The organism is Streptomyces sp. NBC_01306 (assembly GCF_026340465.1).
Taxonomy (GTDB): domain Bacteria; phylum Actinomycetota; class Actinomycetes; order Streptomycetales; family Streptomycetaceae; genus Streptomyces.
On the sequence record NZ_JAPEPC010000001.1, the window covers coordinates 3125739 to 3150986 of the forward strand.

Below are 25248 nucleotides of genomic sequence, written 5' to 3' on the forward strand. Positions count from 1 at the left end.
CACATACCCCCAACTGCCTGCCGGTTTCACCGACTCGAATCTGACGATCCATCAGATTCAGGGTATGGCGTACACCGAACGACGACAAGCACCCGACCGGAACCGACCCCCGGCGCACCCTTGCGGGATCAGGGCGCATCCGTTGAACTGACGCCCCATCAGTTCGATTCTTCGAGGGAGTGCCGCCGATGCATACGATGTGGATCAGCGGAGCCGAGTGGTTCGCCGTGCTCCGGATCGGTCTTGGCCTCTGGTGGCTGGAGAGCTGGCGCCACAAGGACAAGAAGACCTGGTTCGGCGGCGGCGGAGTCCAGTGGGCGGCCGGCATCGCCGACAAGCACCGCTGGGCCCTGGTCCGTTCGGGCTTCGACGTGGTGGTGAAACCCCGGCCGCGCACGATGGCGTACGTCGTCGCCTACGCGGAACTGGCCCTCGGCCTCGGGCTGATCGCCGGTCTCCTCACGCCGATCGCGCTGGTGGCCGGCCTGGTTCTCAGCCTGATCTATCTCGTCCTGATGATCCACGACGTGTCGGAGCAGGGCCAGAACCTGATGATGGCGCTGATCTCCGCCACCGGGCTGCTCGGCATGTGCTGGCAGGCGTGGTCACTCGATGCCGCGATGGGGCTGTTCGTCTGAGAGGTGGAGCCGGAGCGGCGATTCCCTACCCCGCGCCGACCCGCACTCATAAGATCGTCCAGGCCGATTCAGGAGTGGACCGACTGGGGGAATTCGTGGGTACCGGGGCGCAGTTCGTCACGATCGCCGCTGTGCTGCTGGGTGCGCTGACCACACACGTCACGAACTCCCTCATGGAGCGGCGCCGCATGAAGTACCAGCTCATGACGCGGTGGGACGACAAGAAGCTCGATGCGTACGACGGGTACGTGGACAGAGTCCGTGCCTGCATCTTCCTCGCGGTCCAGCTCTACGAGACGACGGAGGGCCTCCGCGAGCGCGAGCAGACCGATGCCGAGATTCTGGCCGAGATGAAAGAGGCCGGCCGTCTGCGCGGGCGGGCCTTCGAACGGGTCATGCTGCTCGGCGGAGATGACGTGATCGAAGCGGCACATGACCTCAGTTCGGCGTCGGTGAAGATCGACTGGCAGGCGAACGGGAAGGTCACGGGGACTCTGGAGGAGTGGCGCGACCTTCACCGGGCTGTGTTCCGTTCGATCAACGCGTTCCATGAGGCGGCGCGCGCGGACCTCGGTGTCAGCGGAAACGTGACCGGCGAACAGCACCCGCACCGCGACCTCCTCCTGCCACCTCCTCGCACCGATGCGTGACGTACCCGTGGGCCGGCCGGCTCGAAGGACACGGCTCCCCGCACTCACCCTCTCCCCCGCCGCCTGCTCGGTGTTCGCCGCGCAGGCGGGTGTCGGCCAGGGCTGACGGAGGAGCGGGCGGAGGAGCGGGCGGAGGGGTGGGCGGAGCGGGCGGACCGGTCAGAGGGTCAGGAGGCGCTCGACGAGGTGTGCGGCCGAGTCCGGGCCTGCCTTCAGTACGACGCGGCAGTGGGCGCCCTTCTGCGGCGGATAGTTGAGGAACTGGCCGCGCAGGTCGCAGATGGTCTGGCCGCGGCCGGGGCCCTGGGTCGCGTCGACCACGACGTCGACGTTGGGCGCGAGCGTCGGCACCACACCGCCGACGGCGATGGCCGCCGCCAGCGGGTCGTGCACCGCGCAGCAGCGGCGGCCGAACGTCTCCAGGTAGAAGTCGTAGTAGAGGTCCATCATCTCGCCCAGGGCGACGGGCAGCGGGCGGCCCGAGTCCAGCAGGCGCCGGCGGTCCGCCTCTTCGAGGGTGTGGGCGAGGGTGACGTCGAGCGGGACGAGCGTGATGTCCCAGGGCGCGGCGAGGACTTCGGCGGCGGCCTCGGGGTCGTTGTGGATGTTCGCCTCGGCGACCGGCGTGACGTTTCCGCTCTGCTGCGCGGCGCCGCCCATGATGGTGATGTCCTGCACCAGGGAGGGCAGTTCGGGCTCACGGCGGAGGGCCTCGGCCACGTTGGTGAGCGGGCCGGTGGTGAGCAGCCGCAGCTTTCCCCGGTGGGTGCGGGCCAGCTCGATGATCATGTCGGCGGCGTCCTGCGCGACGGCCGACTGGGCCGAGTCGGGCACGGTGATGTCGCCGATGCCGTTGTGGCCGTGGATGTGCGGCACGGAGCCCCCGTACGTACCGGCCTGGGGGTCGGCCGCGCCGACGGCGACGGGGATGGTGGCGCGCCCGGCGAGCTGGGTGAGCGCCAGGGTGTTACGGGCCGCCTGGGTGGAATTGACGTTGCCGCTGACGGTGCCGATGCCGGCTATCTCGATCTCGGGGGATGCCAGCAGATAGGCGAGTGCCATCGAGTCGTCGATGCCGGTGTCGCAGTCGAAGTAGAGCGGCTGGGCTGTCATGGGAGGACGTCCTTCGCGGTCGGGGCAGTGGATGCCGGTGGGGTGGGTGTCGGGGCGGGTGGGTGTCGGGGCGGGTGCGGGGGCCGCGGTGGATGTGGCGGTGTGTGTCGCGCGGCTGGTGCCGGTGCGGCTGTCGGGCCGCTCGCCGGGTGCCTGTGCGGGTGTGCCGGTCAGTCTGCCCGCCGCGTGATGAACAGGCTGGCCACCAGGGCGAGGACGGTGATTCCCACCGAGATCCACAGGGCCGTGCTGTAGCCGGCGTGCGTGGCGCGGGCCGCGTACGGGGCGACGATACCGATGCCGGTACTCGCGCCGATCCCGAAGGCGGCGCTGTTGAGGCCCGGCAGCGCGGCGGGCGCGTCCTTGGGCGAGTTGAGGACGCCCAGGCCGTTCACCGTGGTCAGGACGAGGCCGTTGTACGTGATGCCGAGGAAGGCGACCGCCGCGAAGACGGTCCACTTCTCCAGCGGGTACGAGGCAATGACGCACAGCGCCACGATGCTCAGGACCAGACCCACGCGGAGTGTGATCAGCCAGCCCCGCCGGTCGGCCAGCCGCCCGGCCATCGGCGCGGCGGCCAGCCCGATCAGCGCCGCGGGTGTGAGGAACAGCAGCGACGACTCCGTGGCGGTCATACCGAAGCCGGTCTTCGGGTTCTGGCTGATGACCACAACGGTGAAGTTGATGACCGCGAAGATCCCGGACAGCGCGATCACGGTCGTCGCGATGACCGGCCACACCTGGCGGGACTTGAGGTGCTTGAGCGCGATCAGCGGGGTGGCCCTGCGGCGTTCGACCATTCCGAAGGCGACGGCCGAGACGACCGTGCCTGCCAGGTAGCCGAGGGTGCTCGCGCTGTGCCAGCCGTCGGCGAAACCGTGCGAGACGAGGTACGTGACGCAGTACAGCGCGATCGACAGGGTGGCCGCGCCCCACCAGTCCATCCGGCCCTTGACGGGCTGCCCGTCCTTGGGCAGGACGAACGCCACACAGACCGAAGCGGCGACACCGATGACCAGGATCACGGCGAAGATCGACCGGTATCCGAGGGCGTCGGAGAGCCTGCCGCCCAGGAGCCCGTCCACGCCGCCGACACCGCCGTTGATCGCGGTGATCACTCCGAGGGCGGTGGCGAAGACCTTCTTGCTGAGGCGCTCGTTGAGGACGACGTACGCGATCTGGAAGGCGGCACTCGACGCGCCCTGGAGCACCCGGCCGGTCAGCAGGACCGGCAGGTTCGGGGCGGCGATGCACAGCACCGTGCCCACGGAGGTCACGATCAGGACCGCGATGAGGATCCTGCGGCGTCCCCAGAAGTCGCTGAGGCGGCTCAGGACGACGCCCGTGATCGCTCCGGCCAGGAAGAACAGCGAGGAGACCTGGGCTATCCCGTCCACGCTTCCGTGAAGCTGACGCGCCATTTCCGGCAGCGCCGGGGTGATCATGCTGGCGTTCAACTGGTAGGCGATGACGCTCAGCAACAGCGTCGCCACCAGGACGGCCGCCTTCCTCCCCTGGAGGAGTGGCGTTCCGCCTGGTGTTTCACCCGGCTTTTCACCGTTTTTCGACGGGTTTGGGTCTCTGATTCCTGAGCTGCCGCCCGGACTGCCTGTGTTCACAAGGAACCTCATCGTTACATTGAGTCACACTCTTGGCTGATGTGAGATGTTATACCTCTCCGTCCGACATGCGTCTAGTGTCGATGGATTTCTGGTTAGATGGACCGGATCACCGGCCCGTAGCGAAGCGAGGTACGCCGTGACCGGCACCGCCGTCACCGTCGATGGGTTCCTGGCCGAACCCATGACCGTCTCCGTGGGCCAGCCGCTGCGGGTGGCCGTCTACTCCCGCCTCGCGCAGGGCATCCGGGACCAGGTCTTCCCGCTGGGCTCGGCCCTGCCCAAGGAGGCCGACCTCGGCACCCGGCTCGGGGTGAGCCGCACGGTGGTGCGCGAGGCCCTCATGCTGCTGGAGGAGGACGGGCTCATCCGCACCCGTCGCGGAGTGGGACGGTTCGTCAGCCAGACCCTCCCGCGCCAGGGCCTGGAGCAGTTGCAGCCCTTCGAGGAGACCCTCACCACGCCCGAACAGCCGGTGCGTGCCGAGCGCCTGGAGATGAACCTCCAGCGCACGACGGACTTCGTCCTCCAGGGCCTCGGGCTGGAAGAGGGCAGCAACGCCTGGTTCTGTGAGACCCGGCTGACCCGTGGTACGGAGCAACTGGCCCTCGTCCAGGAGCACATCGCCTGCGGTTCGGAACTCCGCGCGCTCTCCCCCGTGGTGGCCGACCGGGTGCAGGAGCTGCACGACAGTCCGCGCACCCTGCTCGGCGCCATGACCGGCATACTCGGGCCGGTCTTCGGCCCTGGTGAATGCACGATCACCGCCGGCATCGCCGGAGCCACCCGCGGCAGGCTGCTCGGGCTGCGCCCCACCGATCCGCTGCTCATCATCACGCAGACCGCGCAACTGGGCGGCAAGCCCGCCTACCTGGCCAAATACCTCGTCGCCCCCACCGGCGACCCGCTCTCCATCCTCCAGCCGCCCCAGCCGGGCGCGGCTCCGGCCCGCCCCTGACACGTACGGCTGCGGCTGCGGCTGCGGCTGCGGCTGCGGCTGCGGCTGCGGCTGCGGCTGCGGCTGCGGCTGCGGCTGCCTAAGGATTCGTACGACACGGCCGCGTCATCGGCTGCCGCCTCAGCCGATCCGCACCTTCGTCTCCAGTGGCAGGTCCGCCGACGACCGGCCGACCGCCACTGTGTAGGTCCCCGGCACCACCGTCCAGCCGGTCTCGGTCGTCTGCCACACCGCGAACGCCTCGCGGGGCAGGGCGAGTCGTACCGTCCGGCTCTCGCCCGGTTTCAGGGTGACCTTCTCGAACGCCTTCAGCTGCCGGGACGGTTCTCCGGCCGCCGCGGGCGCCGTCAGATACAGCTGGACGACCTCGCTGCCGGTGCGGTGGCCGGTGTTGCGGAGGCCGACGCTCGCCCGGTAGCCGTCCCCGTACCGGTCGAGCCGCAGGTCCGACAGCCTGAACGTGGTGTACGAGAGGCCGTGGCCGAAGGGGAACAGCGGCTTCTCGCCCGAGCTCTGATACCAGCGGTAGCCGACCGCGAGTTCCTCGTCGTAGTAGACCTGCACCCCGTCGCCCGGGTACTGCACGGTCGTCTTCGCCGGGCCCTGCTGCTCGGATGCCGGGAAGGTCTCCGGCAGCCTGCCGCCCGGCTCGGCGTCACCGAACAGCATCGCTGCCAGGGCACTGCCCTGCTCCTGTCCGCCGTACCAGTTGGCGATGACGGCCCCGGCGCCGTCGAGCCACGGCATGAGGACCGCGCCCGATGTGTTCAGGACGACGACCGTCCGGGGGTTCGCGGCGACCACCGCCGCGATCAGCTCGTCCTGGCCGTCCGGCAGGGACAGCGTGGTGCGGTCCGTGCCCTCGCTGGTGTAGTCGCCCGCCACGACGACGGCCACGTCCGCCGCCCGCGCCGCGTCGGCGGCCCCGGCGAGGTCCTTGGTGTACGTCACCGGGATGTCCCCGGCCCGTGCCCTGATCCCGGCGAGCGGGGTGACGACGGTGCCGTTGGCCTTGACGGCGCCCGAACCGCCGCCGTGCGTACGGGCTCCGGCATCGGCCGCGTCGCCGATGACCGCGAGGGAGGCCGGGCGGGCGAAGGGCAGCACCCGCTCGTTCTTGAGCAGCACGCTGCCCCGGACGCTGATGCTGCGGGCGAGCGCGAGATGCGCCTCGGTGCTGACCACCTTGGAGAGCACGGTCGCCGGGTCCGGCAGCCGGTGGTCGAAGAGCCCGGTCCGGTACATCGCGGTGAGGACGTGGACCGCCATCGTGTCCACGGTGGCGGCGCTCACCGTGCCCGCGCCGACGGCGTCCTTCAGCTTGCCACTGAGGTAGGTGGAGCCCGGCATCTCCATGTCGGAGCCCGCCCGGGTGGTGAGCACGGTGCTGTGGGTGCCGCCCCAGTCCGACATCACCAGACCGTCGAAGCCCCAGGCGTCGCGCAGGGTGTCCTGCACCGCGGTGCGGTTCTCGTGCGACCAGTGGCCGTTCACCTTGTTGTACGAGGTCATCACGGCACCGGCGCCGCCCCGCTGGACGGCGGCGCGGAAGCCCGGGTAGTAGATCTCGTGCAGGGCTCGCTGGGAGACCACCACGTCGATCGAACCGCGCAGGGTCTCCTGGTTGTTGGCCGCGAAGTGCTTGACGGTGGCCATCACCGGGTTGCTCTGGATTCCCTCGACCACCCGGGCGGCCAGCTCCGCGTTGAGGCAGGGGTCCTCGGTGAAGGTCTCGAAGGACCGCCCCCAGTACGGGACCCGCAGGATGTTGATGCAGGGCGCCAGGGCGATGTTGTGCCCCTTGGCCGCCTGCTCGGCGCCGTAGGCGGCACCGTAGGTCCGCACCGTGTCCGGGTCCCAGGTCGCCGCCAGGGTCTTGCAGTCGGGCCACTGGGTCACGCCGGTCGAGCCGTTGCCCACGCCGTTCGGCCCGTCGCCGAGGTACAGGGCCGGAATGTCCAGCCGGGTGTTGGCGAGGACCCGGCCCGCGTACCCCACGGTCCCGGTGGACCAGCCCTCACCGTGCAGCAGGGCGATCTTCTCGTCCAGGCTCATCTTCGCGACGAGTGCGGCGGCCCTGGCGGCGGCATCGGACGAGCCGGTCCGCGCCGCCGGGGCCGTACGCACCGCCCCGGGGGCGACGCCCGGTACGGCCGCGGACGCCCCGGTGGCCGAGGCCACCGTGGTGACGCCGGCGGCCACTGTGCCCGCCCCGGCCAGCTTCAGTACCGATCTCCGGTTGACGTTCATGTGCCCTCCCGAGTCGCTGTCATGGATGCGCGCATGGCATGTCATGGGTGAACGAGTGCACGGACGTGGACGCACGGGTGCACGCCCACACGGGTGCAGTGAGCAAGAGCTACAGAAGTGACATGTACATGAGCACAGAGATCGCCCGAGGCGTCAATGGTTCTTACGCGCTTCGCCGAATCCGGCCCCTCTGCGGCCCCTCCGGCCTCGATAGCGGAACACCGAACGCCAACTGGCTCGATTTATGGCCCAGTTGGCTTCAGGGAGTGAACGCGGCACGCCCCTTGACGGGGTCAGCCGCGGTGCTCGACAGTCGTCCGGAAGGCGGTTGAGAGCGCTCTCACACGCGGTCTCACCCGCGCACTCCCGTACGTGCTCTCGCGTACGCGCTCTCTCCTACGTGCTCTCAGACGGCTTCATCCCCCACACCCCCACGAAAGCCCCCACGAAAGCAGCCCCCATGAACAGGATCGCTTTCTCCGGCTCATCCCCCGGCTCCTCCCCCAGCACCTCCCGCGCTCCGGGCCGCCGCCGCGGACACCACCCCCGGCGCCGCCTGCTGACCGTGCTCGCCGCGCTCGCCCTCCCGCTGGCCGGGCTCACCGGTCTGGGCGGTCCCGCCGGACTCTCCGGCTCCGCCGCTGCGAGCGAACCGGCCGCACCGGTCCGTACGGGCGCTGCCGCCGACTGGACCACGGTGTTCAAGGACGACTTCGACGGTGCGGCCGGATCGGGCCTGAACACGGCCGACTGGCTCTACGACAAGGGCACCGGCTACCCGGGCGGCGCCGCCAACTGGGGCACCGGCGAGATCGAGACATCCACCGACTCGACCGACAACGTCTACCAGGACGGCTCGGGCCACCTGGTGATCAAGCCGGTACGCGACGGGTCCGGGCACTGGACGTCCGGCCGGGTGGAGACCCAGCGCACCGACTTCGCCGCACCGGCGGGCGGACAGCTCCAGCTCAGCGCCTCCCTGAAGCAGCCCGACCCGGCGAGCGGGCTGGGCTACTGGCCCGCCTTCTGGGCGATGGGCGCGGACGCCCGGCCGACCGGGGCCACCAACTGGCCCAGCATCGGCGAGCTGGACATCATGGAGGACGTCAACGCGCTCAGCCAGCACTCGACCACGTTCCACTGCGGCCAGTGGGCGGGCGAGTGCCACGATCCGGACGGGATCAGCAGCGGGTTGCAGGCGTGCACGGGCTGCCAGTCCGGCTACCACACGTACTCGGTGGTCGTGGACCGTACGAACGCCTCGGCCGAGCAGCTGCGGTTCTCCCTCGACGGCGTCCAGACCTTCGTGGTCAACCAGAACGAGGTGTCCGACGCGACCTGGAAGGCAGCGGTCGACCATGGGTTCTTCGCGATCTTCGACGTGGCGATCGGCGGCTCGTACCCCAACAAGGTCTGCGGCTGCACCTCTCCTTCGGCCGACATCAGCTCCGGTGCGGGGATGAGCGTGGACTGGTTCTCGGCCGAGGTCAGCCAGTCATGAGCCCGTCGTAAGCCGGTCGTGAGCGGGTCCTGGTCCGGTAGCGGCAGCAGACAGCGCCGTGCCCCGGAAGGCCGGGAGGATGGCCGTCCGGGGCACGGTGCTCACTGATTCACTGCCGGTGCACTACTGGCCCGGTGAAGGTGCTCAGTTCCAGCCGTGGTTACGGCCGTGGTCGCGGCCGTGGTCCCAGCCGTGGTTCCAGCCGCCGTTGTCACGGCCGTGGTCGCGCCCGTGGTCACGGCCGTGGTCGCGGTCGTGGTCACGCCCGTGGTCGCGGCCGCCGTTCACGCAGGTGTTGCCGAACGCCGGGTTGAGCAGGCCGATGACGTTGACGCTGTTGCCGCAGGCGTTGATCTGGGCGTCGATCGGCACCTGGACGACGTTGCCGGAGAGGACACCGGGCGAGCCGATGGCCACGCCCTCGGCCCCGCTGTCCGCGGAGGCGACTGACGCACCCCCCAGCACAGTGGCGGCCGCGATGGCAGACAGCACGGTCATCCGCACGATTCGAGACATGGACACAAACCCTTCCGTTGGAGCACTCCAGGGCCGGTTGCACACGGGCCCTTTTGTGTGGTCCTCCGCAATGCCTGCCCGCTGGGGTGCGTTCCGCATCGTCTCTTCACCCGAAGAGACGCGGTGCTGAACGGGCACACCCGTGGTGGGCTGCGAAAACGCCGGGCTATCCAGGGCCAGTTGCCCGGCTGATCGCCGTCTCGACCGCCGCGATCCGGTCCGCCAGCAGCCCCAGCGCCGCCACCGCGCGCGGCAGCGGATCGTCGCCGGGCCCGCCCCCGAGCGTCCGGGTACGGACGTCGGCCGCCTTGACCTCCGCCCAGCGCGCCGCCTGCGCCTGCGTCAGCGTGCCGCGCAGTTCGGCCAGTTTCAGCAGGTTGGACTCGGCTCCGCCGGCCAGCGTCTGAGCCTCGCCGGTGTAGTGGTCGTCGATCACCGCGGCCAGCTCCGCGCCGTTCATCACCGGGTCGATCCGCGCCGCGATCTTGTTCATGTTGCGGTACGAGCCCTGGAGCTGGAACGGCGGCTCGGTGCGGGCCGCGTCGGACTGGGCGGCCGACGCGATGTACGCGGCGTTGACCGCGAGCACCGTGGTCCTGGCCGCCAGCAGATGGCGCAGCACCGCCACGATCCGGTCCAGCTCTCCGGGTGCGTACGGGTGCTGGAGCCGGTCGCGCTGTGCGGTGGGATCGTCCGCCGCCAGCCGTACGAGCAGCGCCAGGTCGTCGCGGTCCCGGCCCGTGAGCGGGGCGAGCACCGGATTGGCGGTGAGAGCGTTCTCCACGAAGCTCAGCGCGAAGACGTCCTCCTTGCCGGTGAGCACGTCGCCGAGGTTCCAGACGTCGGCGCGGTTGGCCAGCATGTCGGGGATCCGGAAGCGCTGCCCCGACTCCGTGTACGGGTTGCCCGCCATGCAGACCGCGAACCGTTTGCCCCGCAGGTCGTAGCTGCGCGCCTCGCCGTCCCTGACGCCCTCGATCCTGCGCTGGGCGTCGCAGAGCGGGATGAACTTCTGGAGCAGTTCGGGCGAGGTGTGCTGGATGTCGTCCAGATACAGCAGGGTGTTGTTGCCCGCGGCCAGCGCGAAGTTGATCTTCTCGACCTCCTGGCGCGCGGTGGCGTCCGGCGCCTGCGCCGGGTCGAGCGACGTCACCCGGTGGCCGAGCGCCGGGCCGTCGACCTTGACCAGGACCAGGCCGAGCCGGTCGGCGACGTACTCCATGAGCGTGGTCTTGCCGTAGCCGGGCGGCGAGATCAGCAGCAGCAGGCCGTTGCTGTCGGTGCGCTTCGAGTCGCCCGCAGTGCCGATCTGCTTGGCCAGGTTGTCGCCGATCAGCGGGAGGTAGACCTCGTCGATGAGCCGGTTGCGTACGAACGACGACATGACCCGGGGGCGGTAGTCGTCCAGCCGCAGCCGCGCGCGCTCGGCGGCGACCAGGGCGGTGCGCTGCCGCTGGTAGGCGCGGAAGCCGGGCACCTCGGTCCGGTGGAACTCGGCCGCCGCCGAAAGGAGTTCGTCGATACGGACGGTCAGGCGGCGGCGTTCGATGCGCGGGTGCGTGCCGAGCAGGCCTTCTACCGTCTCCGCCAGCGGGGCTGCCGACTCGTAGCGCGTCAGGTCCGGGCAGAGCTCGACGGCGACCGCCTCTGAGAGATCGCCGGGGCGGGTGTTGTCCTGGCCGCCGGAGAGGGTGTACGCGGTCAGCCAGTTCTCCACCAGCTGGCGGCGGGCCGCCGGGTCGTCGTCGCCGATGCCGGCCAGGTCGTCGTCGTACGCCGAACTGCCCACCGCACGGCGGAACTTGTCCAGCAGCGTGCGGGCCGCCGCATGGGTGACGAAGCCGTCGGGGCCGCAGGTCAGCTCCTCGAAGAGGTACGCCGCGGCGTCCGGCGCGTCCGGCCCTCCGATCACTCCCGCCAGCTCGGCCTGCCAGTCCGCGATGGCCGGGGCGAGGCCGAAGGTCTCGCGGGCGCGGGCCATCGAAAGCGCCCTGCGGGTCCAGGCCTGCCGTACCGCGTCCGTCGCGGAGTGCGCCCAGAACAGCTGGGCGGCTGCGCGGGCCTGCGGCGGGAAGCGCAGCAGACCGGCGTCGGAGTGCAGTCGCAGCAGCGCGCCGAGGATCAACGTGGCGTCGTGGTCGTGGACGCCGCGTTCGTACCCCTCGTCGTACGCGGCCTCGGCCGACTGCCGTACCAGCGACGGGAGATCGGCGGCGGCGAGTGCCGCGGCGCCGTGTTCGGCGAGCAGCCGGGCCGCCAGGTACTCCGCCCGGTAGAGCGCGGGTGACTCGGACGGCAGGGTGCGGCCCCAGTACGGGCGGCAGGCGGCGAACGCGGGGTCGGTGACCGGGGAGCGGTAGTCGGTGCCGGTGAGCGCGAAGGCCAGGCCGGCACCGGCGCCGTTCTCGCCCTTGCCGTCGCTGTTCCCCGACCCGCCGTACGGGACCAGGGTCAGGTCGAGCGGCTGGGAGTTGACCGCGAAGCGGTGCCGGCCGAGCCGGATGACGGCGCCGTCGTCCGCGTACAGATCGGTGCGGTCGCGCAGCGCACGGACCGCCTCCTGGCGGGCGGCCGCGATCCGGCCCGCCAGCTCCTCTGCCCGCACCCGGTCGCCCAGTTCGCGCAGTTCGGCAGCGGTGCGGCTGACCTTGGCGACCAGCGGGTCGGATGCGAAGAACGTGCTGATCGCGTCCGCGGAGCCGAGCGAGGCCGCCCGGCGGTCGATGGTCTCCAGGACGCGCGAGGCCGAAGCGCCGAGCCGCTCCGCGCGGCGGGCGCGGTCGTCCTGGAGGGTCTGCTTACGGGCCGAGAACGCCTCGTACACCTCGGTACGCTGCGCGCCCAGCTCGGCCAGGAAGTCGTCGGACCCGGCGAACCGCGACTCCAGGTCCTCCACCCGCAGCAGCAGGCCGGCGAGCTGGTCGTCGCAGGCCTCCGGGGTGCCGGCGGCGGCCAGCGCGCCGGTGACCGACTGCCCCAGCAGGGCCCGCTCGGCGGCGAATTCGGCGCGCCCCTCGTGGTCGAGCAGCTCCCGGCGGCGCGCTTCGAGCGTCGCGCGGGCGCGGTTGACCGCGCCGACGACCTCGGCGATCCGCTCCAGCACCGAGGTGCGGACCGTGGTGTCGCCGATGTCGAGGCCGGTGACGACCTCGGTGACGGTACGCAGCCCCTCCGCCAGCTCGTCAAGACGCCCGGTGACCGGCGCGGCCCCGGCGACCGTCCCGATCGCCTCCGCGTCGGCGGTGAGCTGCTCGGTCTCCGTGTGGTACCCGGCGAAGGCGTCGTCGCGCCGCAGCTGCCCGACGGCGCGCTGGGCGAACGCGGCGATTTCCGCCTCCACTTCGCCCGCGAGCGTGTCGATGCGCGCGGTGTCCGCGTACCGCTGCTCCTTGAGCGTCAGCACATGCCCGTGGGCGCGGCGCAGTTCGGTCAGCCGGGTGACCCACTCGGCGGCCGAGCCGGGCACCTCGCCGCGGATACGGCGCACCAGACCGGCGATCCGCGCCTCGGCGGCGTCCAGTGCCTCGGCGGCCTGCCGGGTCAGCGTCCGGACGGTCTCGAACTCGGCGAGCACCTGCCCGGCCGTGGTCCGCAGCCCGTCGAGCGGTTCCAGCAGGTCACCCGTGCCCTCGTCGCCCAGCCAGTGGTGGGTGTCGGCGGCCCGTACGCAGGAGGCCAGCAGCGTCTCGTACACACCGGTGGTGGGCGCGGTGTTCTCGGTGACCGCGCGGGCGAGCGACAAGCAGTCGGAGATCCCGCGCACCAGGTCGGCGTTGCCGATGCGCGCGAGGGGGCCTTCGCCTGCCGGGGCTGCGTCGGCGTAGGTGTCCGAGACGTACGGTGAGCGCCAGCGCTGGAGCGGGTGGACGCGGGCGGGCTCGTCGGACTCGCCGCGCAGGACGATGAGGGTGCCGTCGTCGAAGAGCGCGTACCCCCGGCAGACGACCGGGGTCCCGGTCTCCTTGCGGATCAGGTTGTACGGCAGGAGCAGGGTGCGGCCGTCGGCGCGGGCGTGGAAGACGTACAGCACGTCCTCGCCGTTCGGGGAACGGATCTGCCGCTCGAACTCCAGCCCGGCCGTGTCGAGTTCGAAGGTCTTGTACGGGCCGGTGGCCAGGCAGTATCCACCGGGGAAGACGATGCCCTGGTCCTCGGGGAGGCTGCGGCAGGCCTGTCCGATGCCGTCGAGGCGGACGACCGCGCGGGTGACCGTGTTGAAGACGAGGTGGCGCCGGTCCTCCTCCTTGTACGGGCGTACGCGCAGCAGGAGCAGCGCGCCGACGCGGGCGTGCTCCACCTCGGCGTCGGCGAGCGACTGGAGCGGTTCGTCGACCGGCTCGGACCAGATGCCGTCGGGCGTCTCGGTGTTGTCCTCGTCCTTGACGGTGAGGGAGCCGCCGACCGTCGTCACGTACACATCGCCGGGCAGGGCGATGTGCGGGTGGCGGCCGAGCACCTGGTCCTGGCGTGTGGTGGCGGTCCACTCGAAGTCGTGTGACGGCGGGAGGACATGGTCGCGGTCGCCGCGCGCGTCCTGGTATGCGGCGCTGCCGTCGGCGGCGAGCGTCCAGCGCAGCACGCGGATGTCGTCGGCGGTCTCGCCGGTACGGAACACGGCGAGCAGCTTGCCGCCGATGTGGCGGAGCTGGAGGAGGCTGGCGTCGCGGTAGTAGCGGTAGAGCTCCGCGAACTCCCTGGTGAAGGCGGGGTCGTCGAGCAGGCCCGGCACGGCGGTGTCGGGGAGCCGGCCGAGTGCGGTGTCGTGCAGGGCGAAGACGTCGGCCGGCCCGGAGGTCCGCTTCTGCCCTGGCGGGATGTTGCAGCCGATGAGCAGGCGATTGCCGATGGCCACGGTGTCGCGGGGGACGCAAGTGGTGTCGGTACGGAGGTGTTCCGTGCCGGTGAGGGCCAGCTCCATCGAGCCGAAGGTCTCGGTCCTGCGGGTGTTGAGGACGGTGGCCCTGCGGGCCAGCTCGGCGGCCTGAACGGTCAGCCGGTCCCGGAGCACCTCGTAGGTGCCGGCGTCTACGGAGGTGGCGGTCATCGGCTGCTTTCTGGGGTGGGGTGGGGTGGGGTGTTGGTGGACTGGGCTGGGCCGGGCCGGGCCGGGGATGGTTGGGTCCGGCACCACCCAACGCATCGCGGCACAATCAAGCCCGTCCTGGGGGCACCTCCCAGCGGTAGCTGGGGAAGATTGAGGACCAGGGGGGCAGCGCCCCCGCTCCTCAGACCTTCGCCGCCCCGTTCAGCGCAGCGACCGGCACATCCGAAAGCCCCAACCGAGCTGCCTGGTCCAGAAGTTGCTGGACCGGGCCCGCCTCCGCACCCCCCGACTTCAGCAGCTGCATCAGCACCGCCGACACCGTCAGATTCCGTACGCCACCGCTCGACACCGACCCGAGCATCTTCGTCAGGTCCTCCGGGAAGCTGGCCGAACCGTCAAGCCACGGCTTGGCGAGCGTCTGGGCCGTCTTGGAGTTCTCCATGAAACCGTCGAAGCCCTTGCCGAGCGAGATCGACGACACCAGGCGGTCGAAGAAGACCGACTCGCCGCCGACGATGCTGATGTCGGCGTTCTCCAGGCCGGTGGCGAGCACCGTGGCCTGTGCCTCCGCGACCTGGCGCTGGACGTCGATCCCGGCCAGCCTGATCTCCTTCTCGGCCGCGACCCGCAGCCGGTACTCCTCGTGTCCGCGTGACGCGTCGTCCAGTGCGGCCATCGCCGTCGCCTTCTCGGTGAGGCCCGCGGCCTCCGCCTTCAGCTTCTCGCCGATCATCGCGGCGTCCGCGGTAGCCTGGGCGCTGGTGCCCTCCGCCGCGGCCAGTGCCTTCAGACGCGCCCCCGACGCCTCGGCCCTGAGCCGGGCCTCGGTGGCCTCCGCCTCGGCGCGGCCCGCCTTCTCGATGACGTCGGCCTCCTTGTCGCGGACCTGGACAGCGGCCAGTCCGGGCGCGGCGGCCTCCGCCTGGATCGCCTCGGCGAGACGCAGCTTGGCCTGCGCGTCGAGGTCGGCGGACTTCAGCCGGGCCTCGGCCAGGGTGAGTTGCTCGGCCGCGTGGTGCGTGGCCGCCGCCTCCGCGGCCTCGGCCGCCTTGATGTCCTTGACCAGCCGTTCCTGCGCCTCCGCCTCGGCCGCGATGATCACGGCCTGCCGGGTGCGCTCGGCCTCCTCGACCATCCGCAGCTTCTTGATCGACTCCTCCTGCTCGGCGACCGTACGGTCCACCGCGATCCGCTCCCGGATCACATCGGCCACCTCGCGGCGCTCCGCCTCGACCTCCTTGTCCCGGGAGATCATCGACAGCTGCGTCTCGCGCTCACGGCCGATGACTTCGAGCAGCCGGTCCTTCTCGATCCGCTCGTTCTCGACGGCGATGACCCGCTCGCGGTTCTTCTGCGCCACGGCGATCTCGCGCGCCTGGTTCTCGCGCTGCACCCCGAGCTGCTCCTCCGTACGCAGGAACGCGGTCTGCGCGCCCAGACGTTCCTCCTCCTGGACCTTGGCCGTCACCGCCTCCTCGCGGGCCCGCAGCGTGTCGACCTCACGCTGCTGCTTGATCTCCGCCTCGGCCTGCCGGCGCTCCAGCTCCAGGATGGTCTCCCGGGCGTCGACGTTCTGCCGGGTGATCTCCTTCTGCTCGGTGCGCTGGAACTCGTTGGTACGGACGTGCTCGACGGCCGTCAGTTCGGTGATCTTGCGGATGCCCTGGGCGTCCAGGATGTTGGCGCCGTCGAGCTGCGCCATCGGCGTCTGCTCCAGGAAGTCGATGGCCGCGTCGTCCAGGTGGTAGCCGTTGAGGTCGGTGCCGATGACCCGGATGATCCGGTCCCGGAACTCCTCGCGCTTCGTGTACAGGTCCACGAAGTCCAGCTGCTTGCCCACGGTCTTGAGCGCCTCGGAGAACTTGGCGGCGAAGAACTCCTGGATGGCCGCCTTGTCGCTGGCCCGCTGGGTGCCGATCGCCTGGGCGACCTTGGCGACGTCCTCGACGGTCTTGTTGACCCGTACGAAGAACGAGATGTGGATGTCGGCCCGGATGTTGTCCTGACAGATCAGGCCCTCGCGCCCGGTCCGCCTGATCTCGATGATCTTCACCGAGATGTCCATGTACTCGGCCTTGTGCAGCACGGGCAGCACCACGGCACCGGTGAAGGTGACGTCGACCTTCTTCGTCTTGGAGATGATCAGTGCCCGGCCCTGCTCCACCTTGCGGAACAGCCTGCTGAGCACCAGGACGAGTGCGACGGCTATGAGCAGGACAACGGCGACGAGCACGCCGATGCCCAGGGAGATGGCATCCATGAACATTCCTCGAAGGGTGTCTTGAACGGTGGCTTGTGGTGCGGCTGCGCGCAGCGCGAGTGGGGCCCCCGGCCGAAGGCTGGGGAGGGAGGGCCGCCGGGCGCGGGCTCAGCCGGTGCCGCGTGGATCGAGCGCGGCGTCGAACGGCGCGATCCAGAAGAACTCGCCCGGTTCGTCGTAGGCGTACAGCAGCGCGGTGTCCCCGGACCGGAGCCCGCGCAGGACGTCGTCGCCCTGGACCCTGACCTGGACCACGGCGGTCGAGCCGTCGTCGGACGCGACCTCGGCCTGCCCGAAGTCGGCCGTCACCGAACCGGTGCGGACGGTGCAGACGAGCCCGACGAAGTCCAGCCGGGAGGGCGGTGGTTGGGCGGGCAGGAGGGCGCGCAGCCGGCGGACGGCGAAACGCGTCACGATCCAGGCGGCCAGCAGCGCGGCGACCAGCACGGCGGCGTCGAGCGCGGTCCGTACCCCGTCCGGTGGCTCGGCCCTGCGCACCAGCACCGAGCCCGCGAGACTCGCGAACCAGGCGAGGAGGGTGAAGAGCGATACCGGCACGGTGACGGGCACGCCGCTGCCCCCCGCAGCGGCCGTGCCCGTGTCCCCCGTGCCGAGGTGCAGATGGAAGGCGTCGTGCTCGGCGGCCCCCACCAGTACGAGCAGCCAGAAGGCGATGACCACCAACAGCGCCGCACCGAAGAGAACCGCCGGAAAACCCAGCACGGCGCCCATGAACTCATCCATCGGGCAGCCCCCTTTTCCCCCGTTGCTCCCCCGTGTTTCCCCCGCGGTTCCCCCGTGCAGAGCGGCCCCGGCGCCGGGCATACGTTTCCGTATCCCGGCACCGGTCCGCTCTCCCCCGTTTCCGCAATGCCCATTCTGGAGGGACTCCGCCCGTCGCCGCATTGCCGTAACCGGGCAATGTTCGCTGTCGCCGGGTGCCGGGGCCGCGCCCTCCGCCCCGGCAGCTTTCCGGCATCCGTCGCGGTCTGTCACTCTTGCCGCTGTGCGGCGGCGCGAACACTGCCGGAGCGGCCGCCGGGCGGCCGTCCGGACCGCCGCCGGGACGCGGACCATCGCCGGGACACGACCCGGCCGTACCGTCGCCGGGACGACAGGCAGAAGCAGGAGAGCGTGTGACAGGGCCCGACATATCCGAGAAGCACCCCGGGACAGACAGGACATACGGGGCATATCTGGAGGGGTATGCCCACCTGCTGGCCGATGTCCTGGCGACCGGCCGGCGCCCGACCCGGCCCGAACTCGACGCGCGCCGCGCCTTCGGCGAGCAGGCGGCGGAGGACGGCCACTCGCTGCGCTCCCTGGTCGCCGCGCATCTCGCGGCCGCCCGTACGGCCTGGCCCACCGGGGCCGCCGCGGTGAGCGGGAGCGCGGCGGGCACGGTGCTCACCGCCGTCGAGCTGGCCGTCGACGCGTTCGCGGAGGGGTACGAGCGGGCCCAGCGCATGGCCGTACGCCAGGAGGAGGCCGTGCGGCGGGAGTTCATCGACGACCTGCTGTACGGGGGCAGCGACCTGGGACGGCTGGCCGAGCGTGCCGAGCGGTTCGGGCTGCGGCTGTCCCGTACCCACGCGGTCGCGGTCGCGCAGTGCGCCGGCGCGTACGACGAGGGCGCCGCCGCCACCCGCACCGTGGAGCTGGCCCTCTTCAGCCGGTTCGGCAACCGCAGCATCCTGCTGACCACGAAGGACGGCCGGCTGATCTGCATCGCCCCCGGCGACCAGGACGACGTCCTGACGTACTTCGCCAAGCAGGCGTACGCGGCCACCGCCGACGACGGCGTGCAGGTCGCGATAGGCCGCCCGCACCCGGGCTCGGGCGGCATCGTGCACAGCTACGAGGAGGCGCTCAACGCCCTGGAACTCGCGGCCAGGATGGACCTGGAGGGCCCGCTGCTGCGCGCCGCCGACCTGCTCGTCTACCCGGTGCTCACCCGTGACCGGGAGGCCCTGGTCGATCTGGTGCACAGCGCGCTCGGCCCGCTCCAGCAGGCCCGGGGCGGCGCGCAGCCGCTCGTCTCGACGCTCAGCCACTACTTCGACGCGGGCTGCGTGGCGGCCGAGGCCGCCCGCCGGATGTCACTGAGCGTACGGGCGCTCACCTACCGGCTGGAGCGGATCCGCCAGCTGACGGGCGCCAACCCGGCCGATCCCGGCCACCGTTACACACTCCAGACCGCGGTCATCGGCGCCCGGCTGCTCAACTGGCCGGCCCAGGAGATCTGACCGCAGGTCCGGCCGCTCAATGCCTGCTCCCGGCAGCGTTCTTCTGTCCCGTTCTGCGGGGCCCGGACCTGTCGTCGCGGCACGGCACGGCCGTAGCGTTCCCCGAGGCACGCCGGGCCGGCCCGGCGCGTGCCTACGCCCCGGACCTGGGGCTGCCGCCGCTGAACGTCCCGCGGGACCGGCCGGTTGGAAAATCCGCGAGCTGCCTGCGAGCTGTCTGTGAGTGAGCTGTGAGTTATCTGTGAGTGACTGGCATGCCTGGGCGGCCGTCGCCGTCTTCGCCGGCACCTATGTGCTGATCATCAGCGAGAAGGTCCACCGGGTCGCCGCCGCGCTCGGCGGTGCCGGGCTCATGCTGGCGCTCGGGGCGACCGACGACGGGGCTGCCTTCTTCTCGCAGGACACCGGCATCGACTGGAACGTCATCTTCCTGCTGCTCGGCATGATGGTGATCGTCGGTGTGCTGAAGCGGACCGGCGTCTTCGAGTACCTGGCGATCTGGTCGGTGAAACGCGCGCGGGGCAGACCGTTCCGGGTGCTGGCCATGCTGGTGGCGATCACCGCGCTGGCCTCGGCGCTGCTGGACAACGTCACCACCGTCCTGCTGATCGCCCCGGTCACCCTGCTGGTCTGCGAACGGCTCGCGCTGGCCGTCGCGCCGTTCCTGATCACCGAGGTCTTCGCGTCCAACATCGGCGGCATCGCCACCCTCGTCGGCGACCCGCCCAACATCATCATCGCCGGGCGGGCCGGGCTGACCTTCAACGACTTCCTGGTCCATCTCGCGCCGCTGGCCGTGCTGTTGACGGCCGTACTGATCGGAGTGTGCCGGTTCCTGTTCCGCGGGGCGTTCACGTACGACGCGGAGCGCGCCGCCCGGGTGATGGAGCTGAACGAGCGGGACGCGATCCGCGACCCGCGCCTGCTCGGCCAGGGTCTGGCCGTACTCACCCTGGTCATCGCGGGATTCATCCTCCATCCGGTGCTGCACTACGCGCCGAGCGTCGTCGCGCTCCTCGGGGCGGGGCTGCTCGTCGCCGTCTCGACGGTCCGCACGGGCGAGGTGCTCGCCGAGGTCGAGTGGCCGACGCTGGCCTTCTTCGCGGGCCTCTTCGTGATGATCGGGGCGCTCATCGGCACCGGTGTCGTCGGCGAGGTCTCCACGGCGCTCTCGCACGCGGTGGGCGGCCGGGAACTCGGCGGCTCGATGCTGCTGCTCGGGGCGTCCGGGGTGCTGTCGGGGGTGGTCGACAACATCCCCTACGTCGCGACGATGGCCCCCATCACCGCGGGCCTCGTGCACAGCGTGGGCGGCGGCAGCGACCACGTGATGTGGTGGGCACTGACACTCGGCGCGGACCTCGGCGGCAACGCCACGGCGATCGGCGCCAGCGCGAACGTCGTGGTCCTCGGCATCGCGGAGCGCAACGGCACCCCCATCTCCTTCTGGCAGTTCACCCGGTACGGCCTGGTGGTCACGGCGGCCACCCTGGCGCTGTCGGCGGGGTACATCTGGCTGCGGTACTTCGTACTGGGGTGAGGGACCGGCGTGAGCGGCCGGTGCTCCGGCCGTCCGGTCCGGTCCGCCGCTGCCGTGCGGGCCACAATGGGGCGCATGACTGACGAACACACCATGCCCGACTGGGAGAAGCGCTTCCGGGCCCCGCGCGTAGGGCTGCCCGACTGGGCCGAGGACGCCCCGGACCGCTCGCTCTTCGTCTCCAACGCGACCGGCACGTACGAGCTGTACGCCTGGGACCGTACGAGCGGCGAGCAGCGCCAGGCCACCGACCGGCCGCAGGGAACGACCGACGGGACTCTCTCGCCCGACGGCGAGTGGCTGTGGTGGTTCAGCGACACCGACGGGGACGAGTTCGGGGTCTGGATGCGCCAGCCCTTCGGCGGCGGGCCCGACGAACCCGCCACCCCCGGCCTCGATCCCTCCTACTCGGGCGGTCTGGGGATCGGCCGGGACGGCACCGCCGTGGTCGGCCGGTCGACGGACGAGGACGGCTCGACGGTCCACGTCGTACGGCCCGGCGCCGATCCGGTCGAGATCTACCGGCACCGGGAGTCCGCCGGGGTCGGCGACCTCTCGTACGACGGGACGCTCATCGCGCTGGAGCACACCGAGCACGGCGACGCGATGCACTCCGCGCTGCGGGTGGTCCGCACCGACGGGTCCACCGTCGCCGATCTAGACGACACCAAGGGCGGCACCGAGGAGCTGGGGCTCCAGGTGCTCGGGTTCGCGCCGGTCGCCGGGGACACCCGGCTGCTCGTCGGGCACCAGCGGCGGGGCCGCTGGGAGCCGATGGTGTGGGACGTGGCGGCCGGCACCGAGACCGCCCCGGCGATCGAGCTGCCCGGCGACGTCAGCGCCGAGTGGTATCCGGACGGGTCCGCGCTGCTGGTCGTGCACAGCTTCGAGGCGCGCAGCGAGATGTGGCGGTACGAACTGGCCACCGGGCAGCTCGTCCGCGTCGAGACCCCGGCGGGTTCGGTGTCCGGCGCGACCGCCAGGCCCGACGGCACGGTCGAGTACCTGTGGTCGTCGGCCGCGCTGCCGCCGGTCGTGCGCTCCACGTCGGGCGCGGTCGTGCTCGACCCGCCGGGCATGAAGGCGCCGGAGTCCGTGCCGGTGCGGGACGTCTGGGTGGAGGGTCCGGGCGGACGGATCCACGCGCTGGTGCAGCAGCCCGCGGGGGGCGGCCCGTTCCCCACGGTCTTCGAGATCCACGGCGGCCCGACCTGGCACGACAGCGACGCGTTCGCCTCGGGCCCGGCGGCCTGGGTCGACCACGGCTACGCGGTCGTACGGGTCAACTACCGGGGCTCGACCGGCTACGGCCGGGCCTGGACCGACGCGCTCAAGCACCGGGTCGGGCTGATCGAGCTGGAGGACATCGGCGCCGTCCGCGCCTGGGCGGTCTCGTCGGGCCTCGCCGACCCGGCCCGGCTGATCCTGGCGGGCGGCTCCTGGGGCGGCTATCTGACGCTGCTCGGGCTCGGCACCCAGCCGGACGCGTGGGCGGCGGGGCTGGCGGCGGTGCCGGTCGCGGACTACGTCACGGCGTACCACGACGAGATGGAGGGGCTGAAGGCGATGGACCGGACGCTGCTCGGCGGCACTCCGGAGACCGTGCCCGAGCGGTTCGCCGCTTCGTCGCCGCTGACGTATGTGGACGCGGTGCGGGCGCCGGTCTACATCTCGGCGGGCGTGAACGACCCGCGCTGCCCGATCCGGCAGGTCGAGAACTACGTGGACCGGCTGGCCGGCCGCGGGGCGGTCCACGAGGTGTACCGGTACGACGCGGGCCACGGCTCGCTTGTGGTGGAGGAGCGGATCAAGCAGGTCCGCCTGGAGCTCGATTTCGCGGAGCGGCATGTGAAGAAGTAGCAGGCCGTACGGGGCGGGGTCCGGGACGGAACGTACGGGGCGGGGTCCGGGGCACCGGCCCTGAACCGCGCCCCGTACCGTAAGAGATGTGTACCGGTTCCTGCTGACACCCCGCTGGCTGGGGATCACCGTCTTCGCCCTGCTCGCCATCCCCTTCTGCATCTTCATGGGGTCCTGGCAGCTGAGCAGGTTCGAGGCCCGGGTGGCCACCCACCGGACAGACGAGCACAAGCCCGACCCGGCCCGTCAGGCGTCGGCGCCGCTCGACTCCCTGCTGCCCGTGAACCTCGACACGTCCGGGCGGCAGGCCGGCGCGACCGGTAAGTACGGCGAGCAGTTCCTGGTGCCGGACCGGGTCGTGGACGGCAAGGAGGGGTCGTACGTCCTGACCCTGCTCCGCACCGACGGCGGCAAGGCACTGCCCGTGGTGCGCGGCTGGCTGCCGCACGGCGCGAAGGCGCCCGCGGCGCCGAAGGGCGATGTCAAGGTCACCGGATCGCTCCAGCCCTCCGAGAACAGCGGGACCGACGGCGCGTACACCGGGGCCGGGCTGCCGGCCGGCCAGATCGGGGTCATCAGCGCGGCCTCTCTGGTGAACGTCGTGTCGTACCCCGTGTACGACGCGTGGATCACCCTGCCGCGCGCCTCCCCTGGTCTGAAGCCCGTGCCGGCGGCGGCGCCGCAGAACAGCGGGCTCGACCTGCAGTCCTTCCAGAACCTCGGCTACACCGGCGAGTGGTTCGTCTTCGCGGGCTTCGTGGTCTTCATGTGGTTCCGGCTGGCCAGGCGCGAGGCCGAGGCACTCAGGGACCTGGAGCTGGGGATCACACCCGAGGACGTGGAGCCGGCCACCGCGGCGGTGACCGCGGAAGCCGGAGTGGCGTCGTCCGACGCGGCGGCCACTCCGGAGGTGTCCGGCCGCCGGTAGGGCCTGGAGCCGGGCTGCTAAGAGGGCGCTACGGAGCCGGGGCAGCGGCCCGTCACGGCGCGGTCAGCAGCCCGGTGCGGTAGATCGTCCCCGCGCACGCGTTGGGGATGGTCGCCTCCGCGGCCGGTACGCCCGGCTCCGCCTCGTGCACCACGGCCACGCTGCCGTCCGACGTGCCCTCACCGCTGCCGAGCTGGGGGGTGCTGTCCGGGCCGCCGCCGTCGGCCGGCGGGCCGCCGTCTCCCGTTCCCGCCGAGCCCGCCGATCCTCCGGTGCCGGCGGAGCCTCCCGACGGGGTCGGGTCGGGGGTGGCGCCGCCTCCGGTGGGACAGGTCTCGGTCGGCACCCAGGCGAACTTCACCTCGTACGCCTGGGACGGGCCGAGGACCAGACCGGTCGCGTCCTGCGAAGGGTCGGGCAGACCGGCCGCCGCGTCACCCGACGTGTGGTCGACCACGGTGATGCGGGCCGCGTCGGCCGCGCCCAGCGCCTGGAAGTTGACGGTGCCGGCGTCGCTGACCGCGCACTGGCTGTGCGAGACGTTGGAGACCCGGAAGGTTCCGTAGACCGTGCCGTCGGCGTTCGGTGCGCCGGTGGCCGCCGATGTGACCCCGAGCTGCTGGGCCGCGCAGGCCGGCAGCGTGTCGAGCGCCTTGCCGGACGGGTCGGTGGCCCCGCCGTCAGAACCGCCGTGGCTGCCGCTCCCGGACCCCTTCGCCGCGCCCTTCTTTCCGTCCCGGCCATCGTGGCCGCTGTCGTCGGACGCCTTGCCCTTGCCCTTCTTGCCGCCGTCGGGGGCCGTGGCGTCCGGGCCGCCGGGCGTGCGGTGACCCTGTCCCGCCATCGCGGGGCTGTTCGTGACCCCGTCACCCGCACCTGCGACATGGATGAAGGCCGGGATCGCGGTCCCGACGAGCAGCGCGGCCGCGGCCGTGCCGACGACGATCTGCCGCCGCCGGGCCCGGCGCGCGGGTACGGCCCTGCGCAACTGGTCGAGCGCGTCATCGGACGGGGTGAGTCCCCGTACGGCGCCGTGCATCATCCTGCGCAGTTCGAGTTCGTCCTCGTCGAGGCCGTCAACAGCGTCGTCGGAACCGTCGTTCTGCATTCCGTTCCCCGCCTGGTTGTCCACGGACCGGATGGGCCCGCCGTACCGCTTGCGCCACTCGGCGGGCATGTCCCACTCGTCGGGCGTGCGAGGGCCCTGGGGCCTGTCGGAGCCGTCCTGCCCGCCGTCTGCGCCGCTTCCGTTGTCCGTGTCGCTTCCGTTGTCCGCGCCGTTCGCGTCGTCCGCGCCGTTCGCGTCGTGGTCCCGGCCGTACCGCCCGAATCGATTCTTCTCGCTCATGCCGGTGCCTCCATGGCCACCCGCAGCGCGGCGATGCCGCGCGAACCGTACGCCTTCACCGAACCCAGCGATATCCCCAGCGCGTCGGCCACCTGCGCCTCCGTCATGTCACCGAAGTAACGGAGCACCAGGACCTCGCGCTGGCGGCGCTGGAGGTTGCGCATGGCCTTCTTGAGCGCGTCGCGCTCCAGGAGGTCGTACGCACCCTCCTCCGCGCTCGCCATGTCCGGCATCGGCTTGGAGAGGAGCTTCAGCCCGAGGATGCGCCTGCGCAGCGCGGACCGGGACAGGTTCACCACGGTCTGGCGCAGATACGCGAGCGTCTTCTCGGGGTCCCTGACCCGTTTGCGTGCCGAGTGGACGCGGATGAATGCCTCCTGGACGACGTCCTCGCAGGAGGCCGTGTCGTCGAGAAGGAGCGCCGCGAGCCCCAGCAGCGACCGGTAGTGGGCGCGGTAGGTCTCGGTGAGGTGATCGACGGTGGTGCCGGCGGCCATGGAGTCGTCAGCGCCCTCGCCGCTCTGGGACGCGACAGCGCTGGGGCGGGTGGTCGGCACGGGCGCGATCACCGGCATACCGCCGGGCACGCGCGGTCGTCGGAGCGGGCGGACCACTCCGCCCCGTCCTGACACCGCTGCAATATCGAGAACCTCTGCCACGCCAGTTGGACACGCTTCCCCCCGCCAGGGTTGTACGCGTATGGCATCGCCTTTGACGATGCGGCCAATGCCCTCATGCGTACCCGATCTCCCCCAATGCCCCTTTTTCCACGGCATC

At 71.4% G+C, this 25248-nt stretch carries 16 protein-coding genes and 1 pseudogene; 8 read left to right on the plus strand and 9 right to left on the minus strand.

Annotation, left to right across the window (positions count from 1 at the left end; translation table 11 throughout):
- Positions 1-188: 188 nt before the first annotated feature.
- Complete coding sequence (locus tag OG385_RS13585) at positions 189-638, plus strand: DoxX family protein (RefSeq protein ID WP_266854861.1); 450 nt, start codon at positions 189-191, stop codon at positions 636-638.
- 74 nt (positions 639-712) lie between these two features.
- Positions 713-1288 (plus strand): hypothetical protein, encoded by a 576-nt coding sequence (locus OG385_RS13590; RefSeq protein ID WP_323183754.1) that lies wholly within the window; start codon positions 713-715, stop codon positions 1286-1288.
- Positions 1289-1447: 159 nt separating this feature from the next.
- On the opposite strand, the gene OG385_RS13595 is transcribed toward OG385_RS13590, so the two are convergent.
- Both OG385_RS13595 and OG385_RS13600 read right to left on the minus strand, forming a co-directional pair.
- Positions 1448-2401, minus strand: a complete 954-nt coding sequence (locus OG385_RS13595; protein WP_266854862.1) for a nucleoside hydrolase — start codon at positions 2399-2401, stop codon at positions 1448-1450.
- A 170-nt stretch (positions 2402-2571) separates the two neighbouring features.
- Positions 2572-3894 (minus strand): MFS transporter, encoded by a 1323-nt coding sequence (locus OG385_RS13600; protein ID WP_266854864.1) that lies wholly within the window; start codon positions 3892-3894, stop codon positions 2572-2574.
- A 265-nt stretch (positions 3895-4159) separates the two neighbouring features.
- Between OG385_RS13600 and OG385_RS13605 the strand changes: the two genes are divergently transcribed.
- Positions 4160-4978 (plus strand): GntR family transcriptional regulator, encoded by an 819-nt coding sequence (locus OG385_RS13605; protein ID WP_266854866.1) that lies wholly within the window; start codon positions 4160-4162, stop codon positions 4976-4978.
- Positions 4979-5098: 120 nt separating this feature from the next.
- Here the strand turns inward: OG385_RS13605 and OG385_RS13610 are convergent, their stop codons facing one another.
- A complete protein-coding gene (locus OG385_RS13610; protein ID WP_266854869.1) occupies positions 5099-7228 on the minus strand; it encodes a glycoside hydrolase family 3 C-terminal domain-containing protein in 2130 nt (709 codons plus the stop codon).
- Between the two features lie 460 nt (positions 7229-7688).
- Here OG385_RS13610 and OG385_RS13615 point away from each other — a divergent pair, with 460 nt between their 5' ends.
- Positions 7689-8729 (plus strand): glycoside hydrolase family 16 protein, encoded by a 1041-nt coding sequence (locus OG385_RS13615; protein ID WP_266854871.1) that lies wholly within the window; start codon positions 7689-7691, stop codon positions 8727-8729.
- Positions 8730-8873: 144 nt separating this feature from the next.
- On the opposite strand, the gene OG385_RS37370 is transcribed toward OG385_RS13615, so the two are convergent.
- The 4 genes and pseudogenes from OG385_RS37370 to OG385_RS13635 all read right to left on the minus strand — a co-directional run.
- Positions 8874-9245 (minus strand): chaplin, encoded by a 372-nt coding sequence (locus OG385_RS37370; protein ID WP_323183755.1) that lies wholly within the window; start codon positions 9243-9245, stop codon positions 8874-8876.
- A 166-nt stretch (positions 9246-9411) separates the two neighbouring features.
- A complete protein-coding gene (locus OG385_RS13625) occupies positions 9412-14289 on the minus strand; it encodes a DNA repair ATPase (protein ID WP_266854872.1) in 4878 nt (1625 codons plus the stop codon).
- 181 nt (positions 14290-14470) lie between these two features.
- Positions 14471-16549 carry a flotillin family protein gene (locus tag OG385_RS13630; RefSeq protein ID WP_266854874.1) on the minus strand — a complete coding sequence of 693 codons (2079 nt, stop codon included), beginning with the start codon at positions 16547-16549 and terminating at the stop codon, positions 14471-14473.
- A gap of 123 nt (positions 16550-16672) precedes the next feature.
- Positions 16673-17293: pseudogene (locus OG385_RS13635) on the minus strand (hypothetical protein); the annotation flags it as partial.
- A gap of 392 nt (positions 17294-17685) precedes the next feature.
- Here OG385_RS13635 and OG385_RS13640 point away from each other — a divergent pair.
- The 4 genes from OG385_RS13640 (at position 17686) to OG385_RS13655 (ending at position 23123) form a co-directional block, all read left to right on the plus strand.
- Complete coding sequence (locus tag OG385_RS13640; protein WP_266854878.1) at positions 17686-18795, plus strand: CdaR family transcriptional regulator; 1110 nt, start codon at positions 17686-17688, stop codon at positions 18793-18795.
- 241 nt (positions 18796-19036) lie between these two features.
- Complete coding sequence (locus OG385_RS13645) at positions 19037-20335, plus strand: ArsB/NhaD family transporter (RefSeq protein WP_266854880.1); 1299 nt, start codon at positions 19037-19039, stop codon at positions 20333-20335.
- A 93-nt stretch (positions 20336-20428) separates the two neighbouring features.
- Positions 20429-22195, plus strand: a complete 1767-nt coding sequence (locus tag OG385_RS13650) for a prolyl oligopeptidase family serine peptidase (RefSeq protein WP_266860833.1) — start codon at positions 20429-20431, stop codon at positions 22193-22195.
- Between the two features lie 88 nt (positions 22196-22283).
- Complete coding sequence (locus OG385_RS13655; protein ID WP_266854881.1) at positions 22284-23123, plus strand: SURF1 family protein; 840 nt, start codon at positions 22284-22286, stop codon at positions 23121-23123.
- A 52-nt stretch (positions 23124-23175) separates the two neighbouring features.
- Here OG385_RS13655 and OG385_RS13660 read toward each other — a convergent pair whose 3' ends face one another.
- Positions 23176-24471, minus strand: a complete 1296-nt coding sequence (locus tag OG385_RS13660; RefSeq protein WP_266854882.1) for a hypothetical protein — start codon at positions 24469-24471, stop codon at positions 23176-23178.
- Positions 24468-25046: a SigE family RNA polymerase sigma factor gene (locus OG385_RS13665; protein WP_266860835.1), complete on the minus strand. Its 579-nt coding sequence runs from the start codon at positions 25044-25046 to the stop codon at positions 24468-24470. Before OG385_RS13665 ends, OG385_RS13660 begins: the two co-directional genes overlap by 4 nt.
- Positions 25047-25248: the final 202 nt, after the last annotated feature.

What these genes read in the sequence shown, in the direction of transcription:
- OG385_RS13625 (WP_266854872.1), bottom strand. Translation starts at nt 14,289, where the DNA reads ATGACCGCCACCTCCGTAGACGCCGGCACCTACGAGGTGCTCCGGGAC.
- OG385_RS13585 (WP_266854861.1), top strand. Translation starts at nt 189, where the DNA reads ATGCATACGATGTGGATCAGCGGAGCCGAGTGGTTCGCCGTGCTCCGG.
- OG385_RS13665 (WP_266860835.1), bottom strand. Translation starts at nt 25,046, where the DNA reads ATGCCGGTGATCGCGCCCGTGCCGACCACCCGCCCCAGCGCTGTCGCG.
- OG385_RS13660 (WP_266854882.1), bottom strand. Translation starts at nt 24,471, where the DNA reads ATGAGCGAGAAGAATCGATTCGGGCGGTACGGCCGGGACCACGACGCG.
- OG385_RS13595 (WP_266854862.1), bottom strand. Translation starts at nt 2,401, where the DNA reads ATGACAGCCCAGCCGCTCTACTTCGACTGCGACACCGGCATCGACGAC.
- OG385_RS13615 (WP_266854871.1), top strand. Translation starts at nt 7,689, where the DNA reads ATGAACAGGATCGCTTTCTCCGGCTCATCCCCCGGCTCCTCCCCCAGC.
- OG385_RS37370 (WP_323183755.1), bottom strand. Translation starts at nt 9,245, where the DNA reads ATGTCTCGAATCGTGCGGATGACCGTGCTGTCTGCCATCGCGGCCGCC.
- OG385_RS13650 (WP_266860833.1), top strand. Translation starts at nt 20,429, where the DNA reads ATGCCCGACTGGGAGAAGCGCTTCCGGGCCCCGCGCGTAGGGCTGCCC.
- OG385_RS13610 (WP_266854869.1), bottom strand. Translation starts at nt 7,228, where the DNA reads ATGAACGTCAACCGGAGATCGGTACTGAAGCTGGCCGGGGCGGGCACA.
- OG385_RS13630 (WP_266854874.1), bottom strand. Translation starts at nt 16,549, where the DNA reads ATGGATGCCATCTCCCTGGGCATCGGCGTGCTCGTCGCCGTTGTCCTG.